Consider the following 22,505-nt stretch of genomic DNA (forward strand, 5'->3'; position numbering starts at 1 on the left):
ACGACGAGGTCCGCCTTGCCGTCCCGGGTCACGTCACGGGCGCCCACGATGGAGTTGTAGACGTTCCAGCCGGGGCCGACCTGCTTCCGGGGCGCGAAGGGTGCCTTCGGGTTGCCGGTGCCCTGGTAGAACCACAGCGTGCCCTTGCTGTCACGGCCGACGGCGGTTCCAGTGCCGTCCGCCATCTCACCGCTGACACTCGTGACGATGTTGTAGGTGTTCCAGCCGGTTCCGATGGCGGCCCGGGCGGCCAGTGCCCCGGAGGGCACACCGGTGCCGCGGTACTGCCACAGGGTGCCGGAGTTGTCCCGTGCGAGCACGGTGCCCAGATGCGACGCCGGGGGCACGCCGATGCCGGTGAGCGGCTCCAGTTGTGCCCCCTGCCCGGCGTCACCGGTGACCTCGTACGTGGCCGACTGATTGCCGCTCACCGTCGGGGCGAAGGTGACCGTCTGGCGGACACTCTGCTCGGGACCGATAACCAGGCCCTCGGCAAGCTGGTCGGCGCTGCTGAACGCACCTGCCGGGGCCTTCGCCTTGGTGACGGTGACCGGGATGTTCCCCGTGTTCGTGATCGTGAAGGTCCGTGTGCTCGACGTGCCGCGGACAACCGCCCCGAACGAGAGAGTCGTCGGATTGAACACCAGGTGACCCTGGCCGCTGATCGCGTCGCCCTCGACCGGGATGGTGAGCGCACCGCTGGTGCTGCTCAGCGTGATCGACGAGGAGTTCTGGCCGGTGGCCGTGGGCGCGTACCCCACCTGCAGGACGATCGAGCTCTGGGCCGGGATCACCGTCGGGTTCGCCGGGTCCGCGCTCGGCAGGTCGGCGGCCGTGAACGGTCCGTCGGGCGAGGTGACGGAGGTGATGGTCTCGGGGGCGGTGCCCGTGTTCGTCAGCTGGACGTTCGCGGTGGCCGTGGTCCCCGTGGGCTGGTTGTCGAAGGACACCGTGCCCGGGAACGCGGCCAGACCGGGCTTGGTACCGACGCCGTGCAGGCTCAGTGCGAAACTGCCGGCGTCGGTGGACACGGTGAGCGTTCCGCTCGCGCCCAGGACCGCGGTGGGTGTGAAGGAGACGGGTATCGACAGCTGCCCGCCCGCCGGGATCGTCGGCGGCAGCGACGAGGTGTCCGCGGTGAACGGACCGTCGACGGTGACGCCCTTGATGCCGAGGGACTGGGACGGGCTCTGGTTCTCCGTCAGGACGACGTCGGTGCTCGCGGAGCCGCCCACCGACACGAGCCCGAAGTCGACCGGTCCGCCCTTGAGCGGGCTACCCACCGGGTTGCCGAAGGCGTAGATCTTGCCGTCCCGGGTGCCGACGAAGACCTGCCCGCCGTCGGTGGCCGGGGTGGCGAACTTCGGTGCGGTACCGATCGGCGCGGACCAGACCAGCGGCAGGACACCGTTCGCATCGGGAACCGGGTCGTACGCGCGCAGCTGGGCGTTGGCGCCGCTGGACCCGCCCGACCAGACCACCCACACCAGGGCGCTGCCCGAGCGCGTTCCGTCGGAGGTCACCACGGGCGATCCGCTGGTGTAAGGGAAGGAGTCCTGGCTGGACCCGGCGACGGTCAGCGCGGGGTCGCCCGAGCCCGTCACGCCGCGGTGCAACGCCACCAGTGAGCCACCGTTGCCGACGACGTAGACATAACCACCGTCACCGCCCCAGACCCCGGGGTGGCCCCACTGGCCCTTGAGTGGCCCGGTGATCCCCACCACGTCGTCGGTCCCGCCGGTGCCCTGCGAACTCCCGCCGAGGTCGTCGCGGTCCAACAGGAAGACTCGGCCGTCCTTGCCCTGCTGCACCAGCAGATGCGGGTGGGAGGCGGTGCCGAAGCTGTCCGGCAGGCCGACCGGCCCGCCGGAGGCCAGGTCCTTGTCCTGTTGGTCCAGGGTCGGCGCGTTGGACGGGCTGAAGAAGTCGGCGGCCTTCAGGCTCCGGTCGGCCTGCACCTGCAGCCGGACCACGGACTCCGCGAGAGTGCCAGGCGGGGCGCTGCCAGGGCCGGGCGCCGGGCTGACGCCGTTGCCGGTGGCGAGGAAGATCCTGCCGGGACCGTCCGAGACGAGTCCCCCGCCGGACTGCCAGATGCCGGCCCCGCTGTTGCTGGCGCCGGTCTCCGTCGCCCACATCGAGGTCACAGAGGGACTGGTGGTGCTGACACCGACCACATAGCCGCGATAGGGCTTGGCATCGCAGTGTCCGCCGAACGCCGCGTACACCACCCCGTCGAGCAGCAGCAGGCCCGGACGCTGCATCTGGTACGCGGGCAGGAAGGACTGGGTGGGGTCGTTGGACGGGGTGCCCTGGATCGTCACGGGGAAGCCGGATTTCTCCGACCCCGTGACCGGGTCGAGCGCGTGCATGTACCAGTGCGGGCTCAGGTGGGTGGGACCGTCGTCGACCTTGGTGGTCAGATAGACCGCGCCGCTGGCGGGGTCGTATACCGGGGTGGCGGTGCTGCCGATGGTCGGCACCAGATCGCCGCAGTTGAGGGTGGACGCGGGCCATGCGGGCCCGAAGCTGCGCCGCCACAGCACGGCTCCCGTGGCGCGGTCGAGGCCGTAGGCTTCGTTGTTCTCGGTGACCGCCACCACGGTGCCGCCGACGACGATCGGCTGAGCGTATATCTGCCCGTCGAGCTGCGCCGGAGCCTTCCAGAGTTGCCCGAAGGAAGAGGAGCGCACGTCGGACGGGCCGAGATCCGGTTCACTCCTGTCCCAGCCGGTCCGGAGGGTGTCCGCCGAGCCGGTCGTCTCACTCGCCTGCGCCTGAGAGACGCCCAGCCCGACCAGGCCTGCGGTCACCGCGCCGGTCAGGGCGAGCACCAGGCCGCGCCACCGGGTGTGTCTGCGTCCGTGTGCATGTCTGGTGGCACCCACCACCGCATCGCCTTGTGACATCGCCAAGGAAACCCCCCTGAGTCCCCATCCCCGAAGGCCCTCACGCCCTCCCCGCGCGCCACGGCGGCCTCCACGATCGCGGGAGCCTGCGTCACACGGGCCACAACCCGCGCATCCAATCACAGACCGGCGTCCGTGCCTACGGTTGTGAATATTTGATGGATGCGGTCCCGTCGCATACTCGCGCACGGTCGACGTGTCACCGCCTGACGGGGCATCGGACGGTCACCGGGGCAACGCGGTTGTTGCATAAGGGGTTTCAGGTCCTGTCCAGTCGTCGCTGCGCAGCTGTACGTGGCGGTTGCGGCCCGCGGCCCGGTTGAGCTGCGGGCGCGTTCCAGCGCATGACGTCGTGGTGGCCGAGGGTGGTGTTCGCGGGGTCGACGAGGTCGTGGTCGGTTCGCTGACGGCCGGTGTGAAGCATTATCGGCGAATCCCGCTGCCGCAGAGCGCACGGTGGTCACTCTGCGGCAGCGGCTGTGCGGTGGGTGCCGGTCAGGCGCCGGTGCCCGGCTGGAAGGTCGTCACAGTCGCGGCGGAGGAGACGGGCACGGCACCGGCTTCCCAGTCCGCGTGCAGGGAATCCTTCTCGTCCGGCGGGGTGATCAGGACAGCCAGGGGCGTGGCCTTCTTGGCCCCACTGACCTCCGGGTTGGCGAAGGACAGGCCTGCCCAGGCGCTGTTGCCCGGCGCCAGCGTGATCTTGGTGGGGCTTCCGGTACCGCGCCTGGGGTCCGGTCCCAGCTGCTTGCCAGATGCATCCACAAAGGCGGCGCCCGGATACCCGTCGATGGTGCAGGTACGTCCCGAGAAGTTGGTCACGACGAGGGGGAAGTTCTCCTGCCCGGCGCCAGGGTTATTGGCGCCGACATGAGCCTTCAGGTCGGACGTGTGACAGCGAGTGCTCACGGCGCCGCTTCCGGTGGCCGAAGTGCCGCCTGAACCCTTGCGCGAACTGGTGTTGGCGGAGGTGCCGCCCGTGCTCGTCTTGGTGCCGGCGGCGCCTGAGTCGTCACCGGACGCCGGCCGGGCCTGCCCGTCCGCCGTCTGCGGGGCACTGGCGATGCCTCGGCCGTCGTTGCAGGCTGTGAGCAGGCTCAGGGCGGCTACCACCCCCAGTGCGGACACCACGCGTCGTGCCATCAGGAAGGTTGCCTTGCTGTCGGTGTCCGGGCTCGCCGTGCCGCGCCGGAAGGTCGCCATATTCTGCTTACTCCTTCAAAATTGGTGCCCGACATGGGCGTGTGTGAACGGTGCCGTGTGCCCGTCGTCCTTGTCCGATGCGCGTCAGCCGGGAAAAGTTCGCGCGAGTTCGACGTGTGCGGTGGGGTGCTCCCCCCATGCGTGTCAGGCGGTGAGGTGGCGCGAGTCCGCCGTCCCGTCCGGGCCCCGGCGAACGAGCGCAGTCCGGCCGTCCTCCTCGGGCTGCGGCTGCACCCACCAGACCTCGTCGCCGACCACGCCGACGTACGACGGTGCCGCGATCTGACCGGCGGCCAGGCCGGCCGTGGCCGTCTCGGCGCTGATGGGGGAATGCCAGGAGCCGAATGGAGTCACAGTGCTCATCGCGTGGCCATCCGAGGTGACGGCGCAGGGCACGGTGCGAAGACATGCATGGAGCTCCCACTGAACAAGGTGTAAGGGATACGACAGGTTGCGCGCGGCCTCGGTGGTCACTCGCCGCCGTGGGGCCGGACATCTCATGACCGAAGTGTGCGCGGCGCCGCGTGGGCGGTGGCCGCGGCTAGGCGCGAAGGGCGCGGTAGAGGCCTCGGCCGGTGCGCTGGACGCGGGAGGAGCCGACGAGGCGATCGAGCGTGCTGCGCACACCGTTGATGCTTGCGCTGTCGGAGTCGCGGCCCAGAGCCGCGGCGACGTCACGGGCCCGGACGTCGACGTCGCCGGCCGAGGCGAGGTACTCCATGATCTGCTCGGTGAGCTTGCCGTACTTCTTCGTGCCGTCCGCGTCCGCGTCGGACCCGGCCTTCGAGGCGACCGGCTTCTGGGCGTCGCTCCGGGCCGCTGCGGCCGGATCACGCATCAGGGTCTCGAGGGCGCCAAGAGCCCGCCGCACCGAGCCGAGATGCGCCATGACCGCGGCGAGTTCTCTTTCGAGCGCCTGCTTCTGGATCTGTAGGCGGGCCAGGTCCTCCTGCAGGCTCTCGGCGGTGACCTCGATGTCATGTGCGGTGTGGGTTCCGGACACCATGTGTTCCTCTCCTCCTCAGCCCTGCCTACCGCGCCTCGGCTCGCCTGTGCGCCGCCCGCGCCTCGACACGGGAACGAGTACCCATCGACATCATAGGCACTGGCGCACAGCGATTGGACACGCATCGATCGCACGGTTTCGCCAAAACGCGTCACTCGATGCAACCCACAGCACAACGGTCGTTGCCATTCGGTGTCCCTTCAGCCAGATGACTCACAGCGCTGCGCACCATCCGGCGGCTCGGCCGAAGCGGGGGCACCGCTGCGCAGCAGGCGGAGTGTGTCGGAGAGCGCCTTGATGCGCACATCCGTCTCGTCGATCTGCTCTTGAAGCATGCGCACCCGTGCCTCCAGCAGGGCGGCCTCGGCCGCCAGGGACACGCTGGTGACGGCGGGGTCGGAGTGTTCCTCGGGGTCTGGTGGCATCAGGCGTCCCTCTGCTCCCTCACTACGATGGCTCACGGAGGGCGCGTGCGCGCCGTCCTCCGCATTGACCGGACAGCCGAGGGGGATGTGACAGGCCCCGCTCGACTTCACGCCGATGGCGAGCGGGGCCGGGCTGGCCGCGCTACCCGGGCACGTCCAGGTACAAGGTTGCAATGGTGGGCCAGTTCGGCACGTGAGAGTGTGAGATAGTGTCATTGCAGTCGCCGGACGCCGCCGTGCGTTGCGGCGGCGGAGAACCAACCGTGCCGCGGCGGTCAGACCGGCGGCCTTCCTCTCCAGCGCCACGACGCGCGCGCCCCGCGAGAGGACATCCAGTGCATTCAGCAGAACCCGGCTGATCTCCTGAACCCGCACCTCCTCGGCGGCGCCCGGCCAGGTGCCGCGATCCTCGCTCCGGCCCGCCGCATCCCGGCCGGGACGCGAGAGGCGTCTCAGGCAGATCCAGATCGCCCTCCTGGAAGACAGGACCGGACCGACGCGATCCGCCCGCGCCCGGCGCCCAAGCAGCCGTACCAGTGGCGGTACGTCTGGTACGGCCACGCTCTCGGCGGTATGGGGACTGCCCCGTATCCAGTAGGCGACATCAGCAGATACCGCGGCTCGTCGAGCAGCTCGGCGAGCGGTACAGCGTCGGCCGCGTCTCGTCGGCGTGCACTCTCCTGCAGAGTGTTCCAACGGATGGACCGGACACACCCGAGATCTGTGACACCCCATCGGCTGCGCCCCGGACCGGTGTCACAGATTCTTGGGTTGTCCGGTCTCATGTGGCAGCCCCCGGTACTTCGTCATGAAGACGAGAGAGCGTGATCGATTTCCGGGGTCTTTCACCGCATGAGAATTCCGGAGGTTTCGTTGCCATGTCCGCTGAGCGAGGAGATCAGGCCGCCTACTGGCGGGATCGGGCAGCTTGTCTGCGTGAGGACCCTGAACTGTTCTTCCCTGTGGGAAACAGCGGGCTGATGGATGAGCAGATCGCCGAGGCCAAGGCCGTCTGCGGACAGTGCCGTGTCACCCGGCAGTGCCTCGACTGGGCCGTTCTCACGGGTCAGGTGCACGGGGTCTGGGGCGGTACGACCGAGGGCGAACGCCGTGCGATGAGGCGGCGAGAGATCTGCCAGGTCCTGAACGCGGTCATCGCGGCGTGAGTGAATCATGAACGGTGGTAACGGCATGGGTGAGCCCGGCCGGAAAAGCGCGGAGCGGCGCACAGGGACGCGGGAGAGAATCCGGAGGATCTTCCCGGACCACTGGTCGTTCGTGCTGGGAGAGATCTGCCTCTACAGCTTCGTTGTCCTCCTCATCACGGGTGTGTATCTGTCCCTGTACTTCCATCCGTCCATGAAGGAGGTGCGATACGAGGGGAGCTACGCACCGTTGAGGGGCGGGCTGGTATCGGAGGCGTTCGATTCGACCATGCACATATCCTTCGACGTCCGTGGCGGCCTGCTGATCCGGCAGGCGCATCACTGGGCGGCGCTGGTCTTCGTCGCGGCCCTGCTCGTCCACATGATGCGCGTGTTCTTCACGGGCGCCTTCCGCAGGCCTCGCGAATTCACCTGGATCGTCGGCTTCCTGCTGCTGATCCTCGGCATGTTCGCGGGGCTCACGGGCTACGACCTGCCGGATGACCTTCTGTCCGGGACCGGGCTCGCGGTCGTGAACGGAACGCTCCTCTCCCTCCCGATCGTCGGAACCTATCTCTCGATGTTCCTTTTCGGCGGCGAGTTCCCGGGCACGGATCTCGTGGCCCGCTTCAACGTGATCCACGTCCTGCTCATCCCCGGTCTCATGGTGGGACTGCTGGTCGTCCATCTGTTCCTGATGCTCCGCCATAGGCACGCGCTGTACCCGGGGCCGGGGCGCAGCGAGAACATCGTCGTGGGCCTGTCGGCGAAGGTGCGCGCCGTGAAGTCCGCGGGCGTCTTCTTCCTGGTGGCCGGCGTCATTTTTCTCATCGCCGCGGTCGCGCAGATCAACCCCATCTGGTCGTACGGCCCATACCGGGCCGATCAGGTCTCGGCCGGATCGCAGCCCGACTGGTACATGGGGGTGGCCGACGGGTTGCTGCGGGTCATGCCCGGATGGGAAGTCACTGTCTGGGGTCACACCTTGGCGCTTGACAACCTGATCCCGCTGATGACGGGCGTCGGTCTCTTCCTCGCCCTAGGCACCTACCCCTTCGTCGAGGCCTGGGTGACCGGCGACAAACGGGACCGGCACCTCCTCGACCGGCCGCGAAATCAGCCCGTGCGCACCGCACTCGGCGTCGCGTGGCTGAGCTTCTATGCGGTGGCACTGATCGGTGCCGCGAACGACATCATCGCCATCCGCCTCCATGTCGCGGTCGAGTCGGTCACGTGGGCGGTTCGCATCGGCCTGGTCGTCGTCCCGTGCGCGGCGTACGCCCTGACCAAACGGTGTGCCCTCGGCCTCCAGCGGAGGGATCGCGACATCGTGCTGCACGGCCGTGAGACCGGGATCATCAAGCGTCTGCCGCACGGCGAGTTCGTCGAGGTGCACGCACCGCTCAGCCAGGAGCGACTCCACCTGCTGACACAGCACGAGCAGTACGAACCGATCGGCACCGGTCCCGAGGCCGACAGCGCGGACCCGGCCACGACGGTCCGCGTCACCGGGAAACTGCGCGCTCGGCTCAGCCGCGCCTTCTACGGTGAAGGCGCACAGATCGCCAAGCCGACCGCGCAGGAGTACCAGCAGATCACCGGCGGGCGCAGGCGCTGATCGCGGTACGCGGCTGTGCACACCGACGGGTCGGGATCAGCGTCCGCATGTGGAAGAGCCGGGCAACGATGACGATGCCCGGCTCTCGTCGGTCGTGGGGACTTCGCGAGCCGTTCCGGCCAGGCGGCGGCTTCCGCCCGATCCAGTCGTACGGCGGACAGGTCGAGGTTCGGCTTCACCTTGTCGCTCAACAGCACGCCGCCTGTGGCCAGAACGGCGTTCCAGACGAGTCCCCAGCCGGAGCGGCGCATCACCGCCGTGCCCTCGAGGCCGATGCGACGCTGAGCGTATGTGTCCCGGCCGGCTCCGCCGAACAGGAGGTCGAGGTGAACGGGCACTTCGACGTCCTTGATGCGGCGGAGGCGGATCCGGGCCGGTGACATGCGCGTCCCGATCCGGTGGACCCGTGTCTGAACTGCCGTCTGGACGCTGAGGTAGGCCCCGGACCGGGTCGGACGGGAGCCGTCGAGTTCGAGCAGCCCCTCGCAGGCGGTGGAATTCCCGCGTACGTTGGTGATCATGGCGTGCCGCACCGAAAAGCCGATCGTGCTGTGGTCAGGGTCGATGCTGCAGAGGCCGGTGAGCGGCTCGTAGCGAGCAGGGCGAATGAGAGTGGTTTCCTGGCGGCCGAACATGGCGGTCCGGGTCCTTCGCGCGTGATTCGGTGTGAATGCAAAGGTGGCCCCCGCCTTTTGGCAGGGGCCACCTTCAGTGCTTACTGCTGTTGGGCGAGCCAATCGCGGCTCGGCACCCGCCTCCTCCGCCATCTGGGCCGGCACGCTCACGGCGGCGGCTGGCAGAAGGTCTGCGGTCTCGCCCTGTTTGGCGACGGGAAGGTCTCTGCCATCTTGCGGCATGTGCCCGTACCGGTCCACCGGGCATCGGAGGCGGGCGTCACCACGGTGTGAGCGGACACGGACCACATCGGCGCCGCGCTTCGGCCCGCGAAGAGCGTTGCGTCCGGCTAGGAAGCCAGCATGATGTTCGTCGGTGCGCCCTGTCCGGCCATCTTCGCGTAGGGGCAGAGCGAATCGGCCTTCTCCATCAGGGGGGCGGCGACGGCGGGATCCACGTCCGGCCACTGGACCACCAGGTCCACGCGCAAGAGGTAGCCGCCGTCCTCCGGGTCCCGCCCGAACGCCACGGTCGCCTCGATGGAGATTACCGAGGAGTCGAGTGCGGCCTGCCGTGCCACCAGGCTCAGCGCCCCGTGGTAACAGGCGGCGAAACCAGCGGCGAACAGTTGCTCCGGATTCGTCCCCTGCCCGTCCCCGCCCAGTTCGATGGGCATACGCAGGTCGAGATCCAGTACTCCGTCGGCCGAGCGGGCCCGGCCGGTGGCGCGGCCGTGACTCGCCAGGCCACCGCTGACCGTCACCGTCGTGGTGTAGATCGGAGCGAAGGACTCTCCGTCGAAGTCCTTCTCGGTGGACAGATCGGGCAACCTGACCGGCTCGTTCATCGCGTGACCCCCTCGACGTCACGGGCCACCGCGGGGCGCTGAGCCGGATCGGATGTCCGAGGGTGGGCAGCCGCCGGCCGCTGGGCAGAGCCCACAGCCTCGTATGCGTTGGGTGTCATATTGTGTGCGCCTTTACGTCGCGAGGGCGTGTCAGTTGCGGACAGCTAGTTGACCGGCATGTCACTCCAGTTGTGACAGTCCTCGTGGAACACCCGCCCGATCGGGATCCGTGGCCGTCCGCAGCGCGCAGAAGCTGCCTCAAGCGTTCAGCGAAGGCTACGTAAGGGATCAGTTTCGCCGGATTCATCACCCACGTGATGCGTTCGATGCCGCGCGCGGACACATCGACCCAGAGGAGCACCTTCGCGTTTCCGCCCGCCGAGACCAGGACGGCGGGTCTGCCGTTGACCTCGGCCCGGCGGACGTCCGACCGAGGCCAGAAGCGCGGGGCGAAGGCGGCCAGATACCCGGAGACGTGCGGCAGCCCGAAGATCGGGATCTTCCATACCCCGGGCATCCTGCCGCCGTTGGAGTAGCTCACGACATCCTCCGTAAAGGCATCCTCCAGCACTGCCAGATCACCGGCCTGCGCCACGGCGAGGAACACCTCCAGCGGGCGCCGGTGCGCGGCACAGCCGGCGGGCGCATCTGCTCCGGAAGGGTGCATATCAAGCAAGACCGGCCATGCGCCTCGTCTGTGACAGTCGGGGTGACCGCCGTCTGGCGGCGTCGGGACGGATGTCACACGCTCGGCCCCGGTCCGGTCCATCTGGGGACGAGAACGGTGGACGGTGGGGAAGAGAGAGGTACGAGGGACTGTGCCGAGGACATGTCTCATAGTCGACTTCGGCGGTGTGCTCACGACATCGCTGGACGATGCGGTGCGAGCCTTCGAGGAGCGCGAAGGTCTCCCCGAGGGAGCAGTGGGGAAGACCTGGTATCTCGACTCGGAGATGGTCCGCTTCACTCATGAACTGGAACGCGGCCGGGTCGCCCAGGTCGACTGGAACCGCCGCCTGGGACGGAAGCTGGGTGTCGACAGCACGAACCTGCTGGGCCGCATCCTCGCGGACTGCCGCCTCGACGCGCCCACGGTGTCGGCGGTTGCCATGGCCCGTGCTGCGGGACTGAGGGTAGGCCTGCTGTCGAACAGCATGGGCCTGACACCGTGGAACATGTATCAGGGCCTGGATCTCGACGCGGCCTTCGACGCGGCCCTGCTGTCCGGGTGGCACGGGCTGCGCAAACCGGAGCCGGCGATGTACGACCTGATTCTCAAGATGCTCGAACTGCCCGGCGAGGAATGCGTCTTCGTCGACGACAACCCGGGCAACCTCCGGCCGGCTCAGGCACTGGGCATGGCCACCGTCCTGCACCGGAACGCGGAGGACTCGACAGCGCGGCTCGGGGAACTGCTGGGTGTCACCCTCGGGCCGGACCCCCACTGAGGCACCTCACGGCAGTTCGTCGGCGAACGCCGCCGTCTCCACGATGGCCTTCACCGCCATCAGATAGTGGGCGGCGTCCGCGCCGTCGATGAGCCGGTGGTCGTACGACAGCGTCGGGTGCAACACGTCGCGGATGTCGACGGTGGGACCGTCGGCGCTGAAGTTCGACGGGAACGCCTGCTCCGAGGCTCGGCGACAGGAGGTCACCGAGCAGGACGTGCGCGTAGTCGCCATCGAGCCTGGATTCGTCGCGACCGAACTCGCCGTCGCACATTACGGATACGGCCCTCCGGCCGTGGCCAAGGGCATGGCCGAGTCGAGGCGCACGCTACGACCCGAGGACTTCGCCGCCGTGATTGTCTACGCGGTCGGTCGGCCGGCCCGAGTACCGACACCTACCCGGCGCGGTACAGGCCCCGGCCCGCACGGTGGATACGGGAGGCGCCGACCAAGCGGTCGAGAGTGCTCCGCACGGCGTTGATGCTGCCGCTGTCCGTGGCACGGCCGAGCGCCTCGGCCACATCGCGTGCCCGGACGTCGGTGTCGCCGACTCCGGCGAAGTAGTCCAGGATCTGCTCGGTGAGTTTGCCGTACTTCTGCTGCCCGCCCGCCTCGTCGGAGGGCCGCGGGGCCCGGCCGCCTCCGTCAGGCACGGCGGTGGAGTCCGGACCCTGAGCGGAACCTCCGGCCGTGGCCTTGTCGACCGGAGCCGTCATGGGCGCCTCCGGTCGCGGTTCCACACGCGCGGCATTGCCGGTCTCGTGCGTGGCCGTGGCGCCGACGGCTCCGGGTGTTGCCGCACCGGCGGCGGACATGAGCGTCTGGAGCGCGCCAAGAGCACGCTCGACGGAGCCGAGATGGGCCTTGACCGCGGCCAACTCCCGCTCCAGGGCCTGCTTCTGGACCTCCAGCCGGGCCAGGTCCTCCCGGAGGCCATCGGCGGTGACCTCGATCTGATGTGCAGCGTGGTTTACAGACACTGTGTTCCTCTCGCCCCTCAACCCTGTGGTCGCGTCCGTGTCCTCTACCACGACATGTTGTCCGGCTCGCTACCAGTAGCACCGGACATCATAGGCAGGAACACCCGTGCGCCGAGGGCGACCGGGTCGGCCCCTGCCGGCTACGCGAAGGCGCAGCCCGGGTTTGGGGCATCCTCCGAGAAGGGGGCGCCGTGCGGCAGCACGTAGAGGACTTCGAGCACGACATCCGTGGTTCCGCGGTTCTCACCGATGTGCACGTGACCGGCGCCCGCCGGTTCCTGGATCGAGCTTCCCGCCGGGTACAGACCGTCCGAAGCGCAGGTGGCGTCGAAGTGGCTCAGCGTTCCCTGCTCGACGTAGCCGTACAGAGTGCCGTCGTGGTAGTGCCACCCCGTGCCCTGGCCCGGGGGAATGGTGATCTTGCGCAGTACGTAGTCCCGGTCGCCGACGGTGGTCCGGGCGATGACCTTCGCGGTGACCCCGGGGCCGGCCGGCGTCGCGCGGGCCAGGCCGACGGGGAGGGAGACAGCGGCCGGCAGGGCACCGACCGCTCCCAGACGTGACAGGTTGCGCATGAAAGTCCCTTCAGGGGATACAGGTTGATGAATGACAGCCCGGCTACTGCCGGGGTGAGGCACAGACCGGTACGGCCGTGTGCCAGCACATTCGGAACGGGAAGCAGCATGTGACACTGTCTTGTGCCATGCGCGACAGTGGAACGGAACCCGCCACGGCACCTCGGCAGCTGCGTCGGCTCACCGTTCCGTCCGGGTCCGTTCCCGTCAGATGCCCGGCGCGGTCGCGTACCGCGAACGGGAGTCGAGGAAAGCGGCGATCTTGCTCGGGTTGAAGACCCACATGACCCGGTGAATCCCCTGGCGCGAGGCCGCGACGGTCATGAAGGTCGAGGGGCGGCCGTGCCGGTAGAGCAGCATCCCGCTGCGCCCGTTGGCCTGGACGGGCCGTACCTCCACCTCGCCCCAGAACCTCGGATACGCCGTCGACAGGTTCGCCACACGGGCCCGCCCCAGCACGGGGACGCGCGCGGCGCCGCGTATGCCGTTGCCGTCGGACAGACTGACGGCCCCCGGGGTGAGAAGCGCCTCCAAGGAGGCGATGTCGCCCTTCTGCGCCGCCGCCACGAACGCCTCCAGCAGGCGCCGGTGTTCGGCTGCGTCGACACTTCCGCGCTGCTCCGTGTCGAGGTGAGTGCGGGCGCGGCTGACGATCTTGCGAACGTTGACGATGGTCAGCTCGAGCATCTCGGCTATCTCGGCGTAGGCGTAGTCGAACGCCTCGCGCAGGACGTACGCGGCCCGCTCCGTGGGGGTCAGCTTCTCCAGGACGAGCAGGATGGCGAGCTCCAGGGCTTCGGCGCGCTGGGCGCCCACCTCGGGGTCGCCGCTCGTGTCGACGGGTTCGGGCAGCCACGGGCCGATGTAGGTCTCGCGCCGCACCCGGGCGGACTGGGCCACGTTGATCGCCAGCCGGGTGGTGGTGCTGGACAGAAAGGCCGCCGGGCTGACGACGACCGAGCGGTCCGTCTTCTGCCAGCGCAGCCACACCTCCTGGACCACGTCCTCGGCCTCGACCGCGCTGCCAAGTACGCGGTACGCGATACCGTAGAGACGTGGCCGGAGTTCCACGAAGACGGACACGGCCTCGTCCAGGGCATCTTCCGCGGGGGGTGTCTCGGGATGCATGATCCTTCTGTCTCCGTTCCTCCGGGTTTCAACAGGGCTGTCAGATGGCGCGATGCGCCGGCCGTCCGGTGAGCAGCCGCTGGGATGGAGCGGTGTTCGGGCGGGGCGGAGCCACCCGCAGGGCCTTCGTCGATCGCGTCCACTTCATAGACCATGAAGGCCCCTGTTTTGTGACACGTTTTGCGTGTTACTTCGGACGCTTTGTTGGAGACGTGTTGAATGTTGGGCGTTCGAGTGCCGGCCTCGCTCCCGACATTCCCCGGAGAACCCAGTGTTTTCTGACCCGTGTGTGCCGTGCTAGGGCCCCGGCTCCCTACGGCGGGCCGGGCCGGGCAGTGGCCTGGTTCCAGGGGAGCAGTTTGTCGGGATTGATGACGACCCAGGCCTGGACGACCTGACGGCCGGCGACGTCGAGGCTGGTGACCGCGGCGACTCGCCGGTCGTACCGAACGACCAGTCCGGTCCGGCCGTTGACGGAATGCGTGCACACCGTCGTCCGTTGTCGGGGAGCCAGCAGCGTCAGCAGACTCCGGGCCACCTGCTCCCGGCCGTGCACGGGCCGTACCTGCGCCCGCACCTTGCCGCCCCCGTCGAAGAACGCCGTCGCATCCGGCGCCAGCAGCGTGGTGAGCCGATCGGTGTCCTGCCCCTCGCATGCCTCCCGCACCGCGCGCACGACTGTGTCGTGCTGCTGCGGCGTGGTGGGCCGCCCACGCCGGTTCCGCAGAGTCCGCCGCGCCCGGTCCGCCAGTTCGGTGCACGCCGGCGCGGACTGTCCCACGATGTCGGCGACCGTGCCCGGCGCCATCCCGAAGACGTCATTGAGGACGAAGGCGGCGCGCTCGGCCGGAGACAAGGTGTCCAGCGCCTTCAGCAGGACCGCGCTGACCTCCCGCTCCAGCATCCGCCGCCGTTCCCCGGCCGCCGCACCGGACACCGGCCCCGCCCGGCCGGGACGCCGTCGCCCCGGCCGCGCCAGCCGCTCCAGGCAGATTCCGCCCGCGACCCTGGACAGCCACGCCCGCGGCTCCTCGATCGCCGCCCGCTCCGCCTCCGGCAGCTCGTACCATCGCCGGTACGCCTCGGCGACCACGCCCTCGGCCTCGACGGCACTGCCCAGCATCCAGAACGCGACATCCAGCAGATGCCGTCGCTCATCGAGCAGTTCCCCGATCGGCAGCGCCTCATCGACGAAGTCCATGCCTCAACCTCCTCGTCCGACAGCACCCTGACGCCGCGCACGGCGTCATTTCTCCTGGTCCCTCGTCAGACCAGACCGGACAGGTACAGGTCTTGTGACACGACGGCGGCGCGCCCGAGCGTCGCCGGCGCGTAGCCGCCGTTGGGCGGCGCGTGGGACGGGCGGGCCCGCGGCTCGGCCCTCGCCTCGGTGTCACACGAACGCCGATGTCAAGTGCCGTCGTTCCCCTCACTCCGGGATGGCGTGTTCCTCGAGTCGGCGTCCCGTGTGGTGTCCGGAGACCAGGGTGAGGGCCGACGCGCCCTCGTGCGCCTTGCGCATGTCCGAGGCGCAGGCGGCCGGACCACGTCGCTCGGCACCGGCAGTTCGGGCATGCACTAGGGGCTGCGTTCGACAAGGAGTGTGTGTCTCTATCTGGGACCGCTGCCGATCACGGCATTCCTGTTCCGCTTGGGCTCGGCGAATTGGGCGATGGCTTCGCCCGGGCCCTCCGACTGTGCGATGGCGTCGTGGTCCACCGCCATGCAGGCGCGGCGGAATTCCGGGAAACCGAGATTGTCGAGGTGTGCGTCGAGCAGGGCGCATCAATCTCGTCGGCGCCGGCCAACGTCACCCGGGGGGTCTCAAGAGCCGTGAGTTGCGTGTCCGAGATCGAGGCGTTGAGCGGCCGCGCGAGTTGACGTCCCGTTGCGCCGGTCGTGCAGGGTGAAGTCGGCGCGGACGGCCACACCGGACTGCAGCAGCTTCTGGTGGACCAGGGGGTCTCGGCCGGGGTGCGAGACGACCACGCTGATGTACCCCTCGGGCAGTCCGGTCACGGCGTACTCGCCCCGCGCGTTCGTCGTGGTCCGCACCAACTGCCGGCCGCCGGTGTCCATGACGGTCACCGCGGCATGACGGAGGGGCTGCTGTTCGCCGTCACGGACCGTGCCCTCCAGCATCGGCAACAGCTCGCCGAAGTGATGCGGGTGGACCGGGAGCGCGGTGGGTGTGGGCATCTCCAGGGAGGGGTCCTCCACCGGCGGTTCGGGAATGTCCTGCTGCTCGTCCTGGGCTCCCCGTCGTACGGCCATGCGGTGGTGCCGCCAGGCGTCGAGGCCCAGCAGCGCCGTACCCGCGGTGATCCACCCGCCCAGGACGAGGACCGGCTTCAGCACCCCGGCGCCGTCGAAGTACAGCACTCCTCTCAGGGCGTCGACCGCGTTGCCCAGCGGCATGATGGCGTGCAGGGCCTGGAAGAACCCGGGCAGCAGTTGGACGGGGACCAGGCCGCTGGAGGGAACGCTCAGCACGACGTACAGGCCCAGACCCGTCAGGGGGAAGAAGTGCTTGACGAAGGGCGCCATGCCGAGGGAGAACGTGGCCACGGCCGTGGTGAGCAGGAAGGCGATCGCCAGGGCCGCGGGGTCGTTGGGGAAGAAGCCCAGTCCCACGCCGACGAGGAAACCCACGGCGCTGAAGAGGCCGGCGGCGCCCGCGACTGTGATGAGCTTGTTGCGCCGGTTGAAGGTCACCGCCCGCAGCAGGGTCGTGGCGAGTATGTAGCCGGGGACGTTCCAGGCGATTCCGAAGTAGACCAGGGTCGCGCCGGATCCGTCCTTGCTGACCGTGGGGGCCACGTCCGTGACGGTGAGCTTCTGGTGGTTGTGCGCCGCGAGCTGGGCGAAGCCCTTGGTCAGCGCCTGCTCGAGGGACGCGCCGTTGGCCTTGGCCACGTAGAGCACGGCATGTCTGCCCGTGGCGGTGAAACCTGCCACGGCGTTCCGGTCCAGCACCGCCCGGCGGGCTTCTCGGGCGTCTGCCACGGCGGTGACGTCGAACCCGCCGGGATGCTGCCGCTGCAGAGCGGTCTCGACCCTGTATTCCACCGCGGGATCGGCGATCACGAGCTTGGCGTGGTGGGGCTGAGGCTGATGAAAGGCCATGGGGAAGCAGAAGAGCAGGCCGAGGAAGAGCACTGCCGGGATCGTGAGGGTCTCGACGAGGACTCTGGCCACGGATACGCCCCGGGGCTGCTCGATCCGGTGTTTCACAGGACCACCACCCCTCGGCCGCCGCGGCGAGCCATGCCGCACAGCCCGCGGGGCACACGGCCGACCGGATGCCCGGCAACCCCCGGGCCGCCTCTCCGGTACCGGTGGTCCCTCACTACTCGCGGTCCAAACAGTTTCACGGCGCCCCTCTCGGCTGCCCCGCGCCCGACCATCGCCATGGCGCCACTCGATTAATGTACCGATCGGCACATCTACGCCTGCTGGACCTTACGCGTACCGGTCGGTACAGTCAAAGGGTGCCTCGCCCCGTCAACGCCGAGAAGCGCGCCGAGCTGCTGAAGCAGGTGGTGAACCACCTCCAGCACCACGGCGTCGCCCAGATGTCGCTGAGTCCGCTCGCCGAGTCGATCGGCACCACCAAGCGGATGCTTCTGTACTACTTCGGCAGCCGCGAGAACCTGCTGGCGCAGGCACTGGCCGCTTGCCGTCCCGACGCGCACGCGATGTTCGACGGCGTCCGCGACAGCGCGGGACTGCGCGAGGCGGCCCATGCCCTGTGGGAGGCGATGACCGTCGGGGAGCAGTCCGGGCCGGTCCGCATGCTGCTGCAGCTGCTCAGCCTGGCCGCCACCGATCCCGAGCAGTACGGCGACATCGCGGCCGAGACCGTCGAGGTCATGATCGGCCCCATCTCCGCGGCCTACGTCCGGCTGGGTCACCCGCCACAGCAGGCGCGGACAGCGGCCACGGTCCTCGTCTCCGGCCTGCGTGGTCTGTGCCAGGACCGCTTGGTGACCCATGACGCCGCCCGTACCGACGCGGCCGCCCGCCAGCTCATCAGGGACGCCGTCGAGGCGGCCGACTGAACTTGTGACCCCGCCCTCCACGGGGTCCCGGTATCGCTCCTGCAGTCGCGAGGCAGGCTGGTAGTTCGGTCCCGCGGTTTCGTCCACGCAGGCAAGCAGCAGTGAACACGGGGGTTCGAGGTGCGGTCGGGCAGCACCTCCACGGTCCGGTCGGCCTCGACATCGAACAGCACGGTTCCGTAGGTGCATCCCTTGCGGACGGCGAACTCGTCTACTCCACGTACCGTGGGGCCCGGCCCGGCCCGACGCGGCTGGCGCCGTCAGCGGCCTGAGCAGACGAGTCCGACTCGCCGTCAGTCGCCGCGCTCGTTGGCGATCGACTGCGGCCGGCCCGTCAGGCCGGTACTGGAACGGCGGTGGCCGCTCGGACAGACCCGGCACCTGCTCGACGAACGTCGTGCGGGAACAGCTCCTGCGGTCGCAGAAGTGCTGGCGCACCCGCAGTCGAACGAAGACCTCGCCTGGCCTGCTTACGGCAGTTCGGGCACCGGCCTGGACCGAGCCATCGACGCCGCCTCCACCACTCAGACGTCGCGGGAGTCGCTCACCCCTTCCATCCGCACATCGATCCCGGGAAACAGCACATGCTCAACGGCCTTGCGCGCCGCGGCAGGTGACATCCTGCGGAAGCGATCCCGCGTTCCCGCCGCTGATCCGGGGATTCACGGTACTGCGGACAAGGCCTTGCGGGTGTACGTGAACGGGTTCGGCGGTGCAGGGCGCTCTTGGTCTGGTGTGTTGTGTGTCTCCGACTGTCACAAGTGGAGTGCCTCGTCGGTCAACTGGTCGCCTGGAATCCGAGATTCCCCAAGACGCGAAGGTGCTCAGAGGATGAAATCCGATGCAGTTCGTTCCTTGGGCTCCAGTCATAGCTGGGCGTCTCGCAGCACGTGTCGACGGGAGGTGACGAGGCGGACGGGCGCTGACCTCCCCCAACGATGTGGGCTCTCCAGCGGCTGTCGGCTCCCTGTAAACCCGTGTCGTGCTGCATCGACGGAGTCGTGCGGTGATCGAGGGGATCTGGCCGCCGAATCCGTCCACCGGCAGGGCTTCGACGGAGACTCCTTCGCCCCCGTCTGCATCACGACGGTGGGGGGAGCGAAGGGACAGCGAGTCACGGGCGGGCTTCGGAAGAGCCCGCACGGCCGACGGAGTCCTGGACCTCGACCTGCGCATGCCTGCCGAACTGGGAGAAGACGGCCAGGGGACGAACCCGAGCAGTTTTTCGCCGCCTGCTTCCACGGGGCGCTGAGCCTGGTCACGTGGCCGGACATCGATCCTGCCGTCGCCGCCCGCCTGGAGAAGGTCGATTCGCTGCGCCCCTGCGCGAAGCCGGCCCGCCAGGGCACGCCGGCGATCATCACGCTGGCCTCGTAGGACAGGCCTCGCAGAGCCCGGAAGGCCGGGAGTGAGGCGTCCGAGCGGTGGAGAACGCATACGCCTGCACGCGGTACGCGGGCCTCCTCGAAGCGCGCGGCCGCAGACGATTTGCCGTCACGTCCGCTCTGCACGACCTACGGATCTGCGTGTCGACCGCGTCGTGAGCGCTGTGGCCCGACGACGTCTTCGTGGCCGAGGTCCCCCGCGCACAGCAGCTGATCCGCGCGTATGAGCAGACGGGCTGCCCTGTGCTGGCCCTCATGCCGATGGATCCCGCCGACTCCGAGCGCTATGGCGTGCCCATCGTCAGGGAAGACCTCGGAGACGGCCAACTGCGCATCACCGGCCTGGTCGAAAAGCCCGAACCCGCCGCCGCCCCGTCGTCGTACGCGGCCATCGGCGGCTACGTCGTCACCCCCGGCATCATCGACGAACTACGTGTGCAGACCTGCCGGTGGTACGAGCACAGGACGGGTGAGGTCTACCTGACCGACGCCATCAACGCCTATGCCTCCACCCGTGCGGTGTACGGGCAGGTCATCAAGGGCCGCTGGCACGACACCGGCAACCCGGCCGACTACCTGGTCGCACAGATGGCGTTCGCCCTCGCTCACCCGGAATGCGGCCCCGTCCTGCGCGGCCTGGTCGCCGGACTCGACGTCGACCGTGCTGCCGCCATCCGGCCGGGAATCAGCACCTGACCTACCGTTTCCTGTGTTGGGCCGCCCGCCCGCAGCGAATGGCCCAACACAAGGAGCACCTCATGGCACCTCAACGGGTCTTCGAACCGTCCTCGGTCGAACAAGCCGGATTCGTTGCTTGCCCGCCCCCAGCGAGGCGTCTTTGTACCGGCGTGGGACCAGACCGCCGAAGCGCCGGGAGGAGCAGTGCAGTCGGGGATCGGAACCGGGACCTCGTCGGCGGCCCATTCCCATGGCGCCCCCTCCGCCTACTCCTGGGGCAACCGGTCGAAGTGGACCTCGAGGGCGGGGGCGAGCCACTCCACGAGGTCCTCGAAGTGGAGTGAGGCGAGCGGTTCGACCGCGAGGACGTAGCGCAGCATCACGGCGCCGGCCAGTTGCGCGGACACCAACGACGTGAACACCGGTGTCCGCTCGGTCTCCTCGGGCGCGATGCGGCCCAGACACGATGCGAAGGCTGCCTCGATCTGATCGTGGAACGCCTTGGCCGTCGCCTCGTCCGACAGGCTGCTCCGGTAGACGGCGACCAGCGCGGGGCGGGTCGACTCGTCCTCCCAGAAGGAGAGGAATGTGCGGGCGATCCACTTTCCGCGGCTTTCCAGCCCGGCCTCCGCCTCCTTGTCCGTGAGGGAGTCGAAGAGGGCGGACAGGCCGATGCGCGAGGAAACAGCGTCCCGGAAGAGGCCACCCTTGTTGGCGAAGAAGTAGTGGATCAGCGCCGGATCCACCTGTGCCTGCTGGGCAATTCCGCGCATCGTGGTGCCCGAATAGCCCTTTGCGGCGAAGAGTTGGAGCGCGGCCGTGAGGATCTGGCTCCTGGTGCTGCTCTGTCCCTGTCGCCGGCCCTTACCGCGCGAGGGCCGTAGGCCGCGGGTCGCGGCAATACGGTGGGCGGCATTGTTCTGGTGCGGACTCCCGGCTTTGTCGTCCATGGCCCTCTCCGTGAGTGATTGAGGCGACGGACGTCGCGGCGGAGGCCCCTGACAAGGGGCTTAGCCCCAGGCGTTCCGGGCTGTGGGGTGCGCACGCGAGCCGGGACTCTCATGACAACCGGTCTTCTGCCGCCGCGGTCGCGCTGTGGCGGGCACGGATGACCGCGATCACGGTGTCAGTGGTGTGGTCGAGGTGGCTGCGGCCATCGGGCAGCCGTGCGTCCGGGCTGATGTAGCTGCGCGGCCCGAAATGGGTGGCCGGGTCGAGCCGATGCACGGTGATTTTCCCGGCGCGGTCGGCCCGGTTCCATCCGCTACGGCGGAACAGTCGCCAGCGCTGCGGGAAGATCCAGGTGCCGACCCGCTCAATCCAGTCGCTCGCGCTGGTGAGTTGGTGCATGTGCTCGGCATGGGTGAGGTCGTTGGCGCCGTTGTGGAACCCGCCGAGCGTGATCAGCAGCAGCGGGGCGCGTAGGCGGGTGCGCAATTCTTCGACCGCACCGGTGGCGACCTGAGCGCCGCCGCTGTAGCTCAGCAGCACCACGGGGATACCGCTGTCGGGCTGGTAGCCGGCGAGGCGGAGCTGTGTGGCGATCTGGGAGCCGATGGCCCGGTTGTACTGGGGGCGGTACCGGGGGTCGGCGGCGACGAATGTCTGCATGACATTGTGCAGGAACAGCAGCAGCCCGACGCGGCGGCGCAGCCACGCCCAAACCGGCCGGTCAGCAAGCGGGGCGGCCAGCGGCGAGTAGGGCTGCACCTGACCCAGCACCCGCAGCTCCGGCGCTCGGGCGATCAGGGCCTTGACCAGCCGGCCGCCGTCCCGGGTGTCGCGGGCGCGGCGTTTCCCGATGCCGTCCAGATAGACCAGGTAAGCATCCGGAGGACTGTCAGCAGCCGCACCCCGGGCATGGGACATGCCCGCCCGGAGCTCGGTCGTGGGGGCCCGCCAGCCGGCACTGTAGACCAGCACCTCGTACCGGGCCAGCAGAGCTTCGACGAGCAGAGCCGGCCCGAGCGCCCACACCCAGAACATGAAGTTCGTCATGCGATCGCCTCCGGCGCCGTGGTCGCACCGACCGCCACGACCCATCGCCGAACGGCCTCTACCGCGACACCGATCCCTGCTCCGGAGACGGCCACGCAACCGGCTGCGGCCCACCAGCCGAGCCCGGTCGCCGCAGCGAGCGGACCGGCCATTCCGGCCCCCACCCACACAAGGAGCAGCAGATGGAGCAGGGGCCCGAGCAACGGGAACGCCACGACGGCAGCGAGCACCAGCGGGGTGACCAGGCCCGGTGTCCACACCAGCCCCCCGCCTGGCGGCCGGGGGGAGTGCACGAGTTCGGCCAGGGCCCTCGCGGTCGGCGGCCACAGCGCGAACGCAGCACCCTGGACGAGGCCACCGAGGAGCAGCAACCCGGCCACATAGGTCCGCGACACACCAGGTCGGCGTGCCACCAGAGGCAGGACGCGCCCGACGGCCTCCGACAGCCCGGCCAGCACCAGCAGGATGACGACAAGTGACATCG

The 22,505-nt window shown here is 69.1% G+C and carries 21 protein-coding genes and 1 pseudogene; 5 read left to right on the forward strand and 17 right to left on the reverse strand.

Translation table 11 applies throughout. From position 1 onward, the window contains the following. The 5 genes from ACZ5NH_RS35290 to ACZ5NH_RS35310 all read right to left on the reverse strand — a co-directional run. Positions 1–2,888, reverse strand: a 2,888-nt coding sequence (locus ACZ5NH_RS35290) for a choice-of-anchor D domain-containing protein (RefSeq protein ID WP_468781149.1), incomplete at its 3' end; no start/stop codon positions are given. Between the two features lie 516 nt (positions 2,889–3,404). Beyond that, on the reverse strand, positions 3,405–4,112 hold the full coding sequence (locus tag ACZ5NH_RS35295) for a DUF4232 domain-containing protein (protein WP_468781151.1): 708 nt from the start codon (positions 4,110–4,112) through the stop codon (positions 3,405–3,407). Between the two features lie 144 nt (positions 4,113–4,256). Beyond that, the gene (locus ACZ5NH_RS35300; RefSeq protein WP_468781153.1) at positions 4,257–4,475 is read right to left on the reverse strand and encodes a hypothetical protein; all 219 of its coding nucleotides are present in this window, start codon (positions 4,473–4,475) and stop codon (positions 4,257–4,259) included. Between the two features lie 178 nt (positions 4,476–4,653). Continuing rightward, the gene (locus ACZ5NH_RS35305; RefSeq protein ID WP_468781155.1) at positions 4,654–5,118 is read right to left on the reverse strand and encodes a hypothetical protein; all 465 of its coding nucleotides are present in this window, start codon (positions 5,116–5,118) and stop codon (positions 4,654–4,656) included. A gap of 200 nt (positions 5,119–5,318) precedes the next feature. Further along, positions 5,319–5,543 (reverse strand): hypothetical protein, encoded by a 225-nt coding sequence (locus ACZ5NH_RS35310; RefSeq protein WP_451555225.1) that lies wholly within the window; start codon positions 5,541–5,543, stop codon positions 5,319–5,321. Positions 5,544–6,421: 878 nt separating this feature from the next. Here ACZ5NH_RS35310 and ACZ5NH_RS35315 point away from each other — a divergent pair. Next, entirely contained in the window at positions 6,422–6,709 is a 288-nt protein-coding gene (locus tag ACZ5NH_RS35315) for a WhiB family transcriptional regulator (RefSeq protein WP_468781157.1), read from the forward strand. 25 nt (positions 6,710–6,734) lie between these two features. Beyond that, positions 6,735–8,306 carry a cytochrome bc1 complex cytochrome b subunit gene (qcrB, locus tag ACZ5NH_RS35320; protein ID WP_468781219.1) on the forward strand — a complete coding sequence of 524 codons (1,572 nt, stop codon included), beginning with the start codon at positions 6,735–6,737 and terminating at the stop codon, positions 8,304–8,306. On the opposite strand, the gene ACZ5NH_RS35325 is transcribed toward qcrB, so the two are convergent. The 3 genes from ACZ5NH_RS35325 to ACZ5NH_RS35335 form a co-directional block, all read right to left on the reverse strand. Further along, positions 8,231–8,941 carry a YceI family protein gene (locus ACZ5NH_RS35325; RefSeq protein WP_468781159.1) on the reverse strand — a complete coding sequence of 237 codons (711 nt, stop codon included), beginning with the start codon at positions 8,939–8,941 and terminating at the stop codon, positions 8,231–8,233. The two genes, qcrB and ACZ5NH_RS35325, sit on opposite strands and share 76 nt — an antisense overlap. Before the next feature lie 329 nt (positions 8,942–9,270). Further along, positions 9,271–9,768, reverse strand: a complete 498-nt coding sequence (locus ACZ5NH_RS35330; RefSeq protein WP_468781161.1) for an Ohr family peroxiredoxin — start codon at positions 9,766–9,768, stop codon at positions 9,271–9,273. 115 nt (positions 9,769–9,883) lie between these two features. Beyond that, on the reverse strand, positions 9,884–10,363 hold the full coding sequence (locus ACZ5NH_RS35335) for a hypothetical protein (RefSeq protein ID WP_468781163.1): 480 nt from the start codon (positions 10,361–10,363) through the stop codon (positions 9,884–9,886). A gap of 223 nt (positions 10,364–10,586) precedes the next feature. On the opposite strand from ACZ5NH_RS35335, the gene ACZ5NH_RS35340 reads away from it, so the two are divergent. Continuing rightward, complete coding sequence (locus ACZ5NH_RS35340) at positions 10,587–11,216, forward strand: HAD family hydrolase (protein WP_468781165.1); 630 nt, start codon at positions 10,587–10,589, stop codon at positions 11,214–11,216. A 6-nt stretch (positions 11,217–11,222) separates the two neighbouring features. Here ACZ5NH_RS35340 and ACZ5NH_RS35345 read toward each other — a convergent pair whose 3' ends face one another. The 6 genes from ACZ5NH_RS35345 to ACZ5NH_RS35370 form a co-directional block, all read right to left on the reverse strand. After that, entirely contained in the window at positions 11,223–11,450 is a 228-nt protein-coding gene (locus ACZ5NH_RS35345; protein ID WP_468781167.1) for a 2-oxo acid dehydrogenase subunit E2, read from the reverse strand. A 161-nt stretch (positions 11,451–11,611) separates the two neighbouring features. Further along, positions 11,612–12,196, reverse strand: coding sequence for a hypothetical protein (locus ACZ5NH_RS35350; protein ID WP_468781169.1), 585 nt, complete (start codon positions 12,194–12,196; stop codon positions 11,612–11,614). Positions 12,197–12,336: 140 nt separating this feature from the next. Then, entirely contained in the window at positions 12,337–12,771 is a 435-nt protein-coding gene (locus ACZ5NH_RS35355) for a cupin domain-containing protein (protein ID WP_468781171.1), read from the reverse strand. Positions 12,772–12,978: 207 nt separating this feature from the next. Beyond that, positions 12,979–13,899 carry a sigma-70 family RNA polymerase sigma factor gene (locus ACZ5NH_RS35360; RefSeq protein ID WP_468781173.1) on the reverse strand — a complete coding sequence of 307 codons (921 nt, stop codon included), beginning with the start codon at positions 13,897–13,899 and terminating at the stop codon, positions 12,979–12,981. A 313-nt stretch (positions 13,900–14,212) separates the two neighbouring features. Continuing rightward, positions 14,213–15,100, reverse strand: coding sequence for a sigma factor (locus ACZ5NH_RS35365; RefSeq protein ID WP_468781175.1), 888 nt, complete (start codon positions 15,098–15,100; stop codon positions 14,213–14,215). 623 nt (positions 15,101–15,723) lie between these two features. After that, the gene (locus ACZ5NH_RS35370; RefSeq protein ID WP_468781177.1) at positions 15,724–17,097 is read right to left on the reverse strand and encodes a carboxypeptidase regulatory-like domain-containing protein; all 1,374 of its coding nucleotides are present in this window, start codon (positions 17,095–17,097) and stop codon (positions 15,724–15,726) included. Positions 17,098–17,390: 293 nt separating this feature from the next. Here ACZ5NH_RS35370 and ACZ5NH_RS35375 point away from each other — a divergent pair, with 293 nt between their 5' ends. Continuing rightward, positions 17,391–17,960: a TetR/AcrR family transcriptional regulator gene (locus tag ACZ5NH_RS35375; protein WP_468781179.1), complete on the forward strand. Its 570-nt coding sequence runs from the start codon at positions 17,391–17,393 to the stop codon at positions 17,958–17,960. A 1,547-nt stretch (positions 17,961–19,507) separates the two neighbouring features. Then, positions 19,508–20,041: pseudogene (locus tag ACZ5NH_RS35380) on the forward strand (sugar phosphate nucleotidyltransferase); the annotation flags it as partial. A 248-nt stretch (positions 20,042–20,289) separates the two neighbouring features. Here the strand turns inward: ACZ5NH_RS35380 and ACZ5NH_RS35385 are convergent. The 3 genes from ACZ5NH_RS35385 to ACZ5NH_RS35395 all read right to left on the reverse strand — a co-directional run bounded on the left by ACZ5NH_RS35385 (position 20,290) and on the right by ACZ5NH_RS35395 (position 22,503). Next, positions 20,290–20,973 (reverse strand): TetR/AcrR family transcriptional regulator, encoded by a 684-nt coding sequence (locus ACZ5NH_RS35385; protein WP_468781181.1) that lies wholly within the window; start codon positions 20,971–20,973, stop codon positions 20,290–20,292. Between the two features lie 109 nt (positions 20,974–21,082). Then, positions 21,083–22,021: a hypothetical protein gene (locus tag ACZ5NH_RS35390; protein WP_468781183.1), complete on the reverse strand. Its 939-nt coding sequence runs from the start codon at positions 22,019–22,021 to the stop codon at positions 21,083–21,085. Beyond that, positions 22,018–22,503, reverse strand: a complete 486-nt coding sequence (locus tag ACZ5NH_RS35395) for a hypothetical protein (protein WP_468781185.1) — start codon at positions 22,501–22,503, stop codon at positions 22,018–22,020. The genes ACZ5NH_RS35390 and ACZ5NH_RS35395 overlap by 4 nt, the downstream gene beginning before the upstream one ends. Positions 22,504–22,505: the final 2 nt, after the last annotated feature.

It is taken from the genome of Streptomyces sp. NPDC031426, from assembly GCF_055581585.1.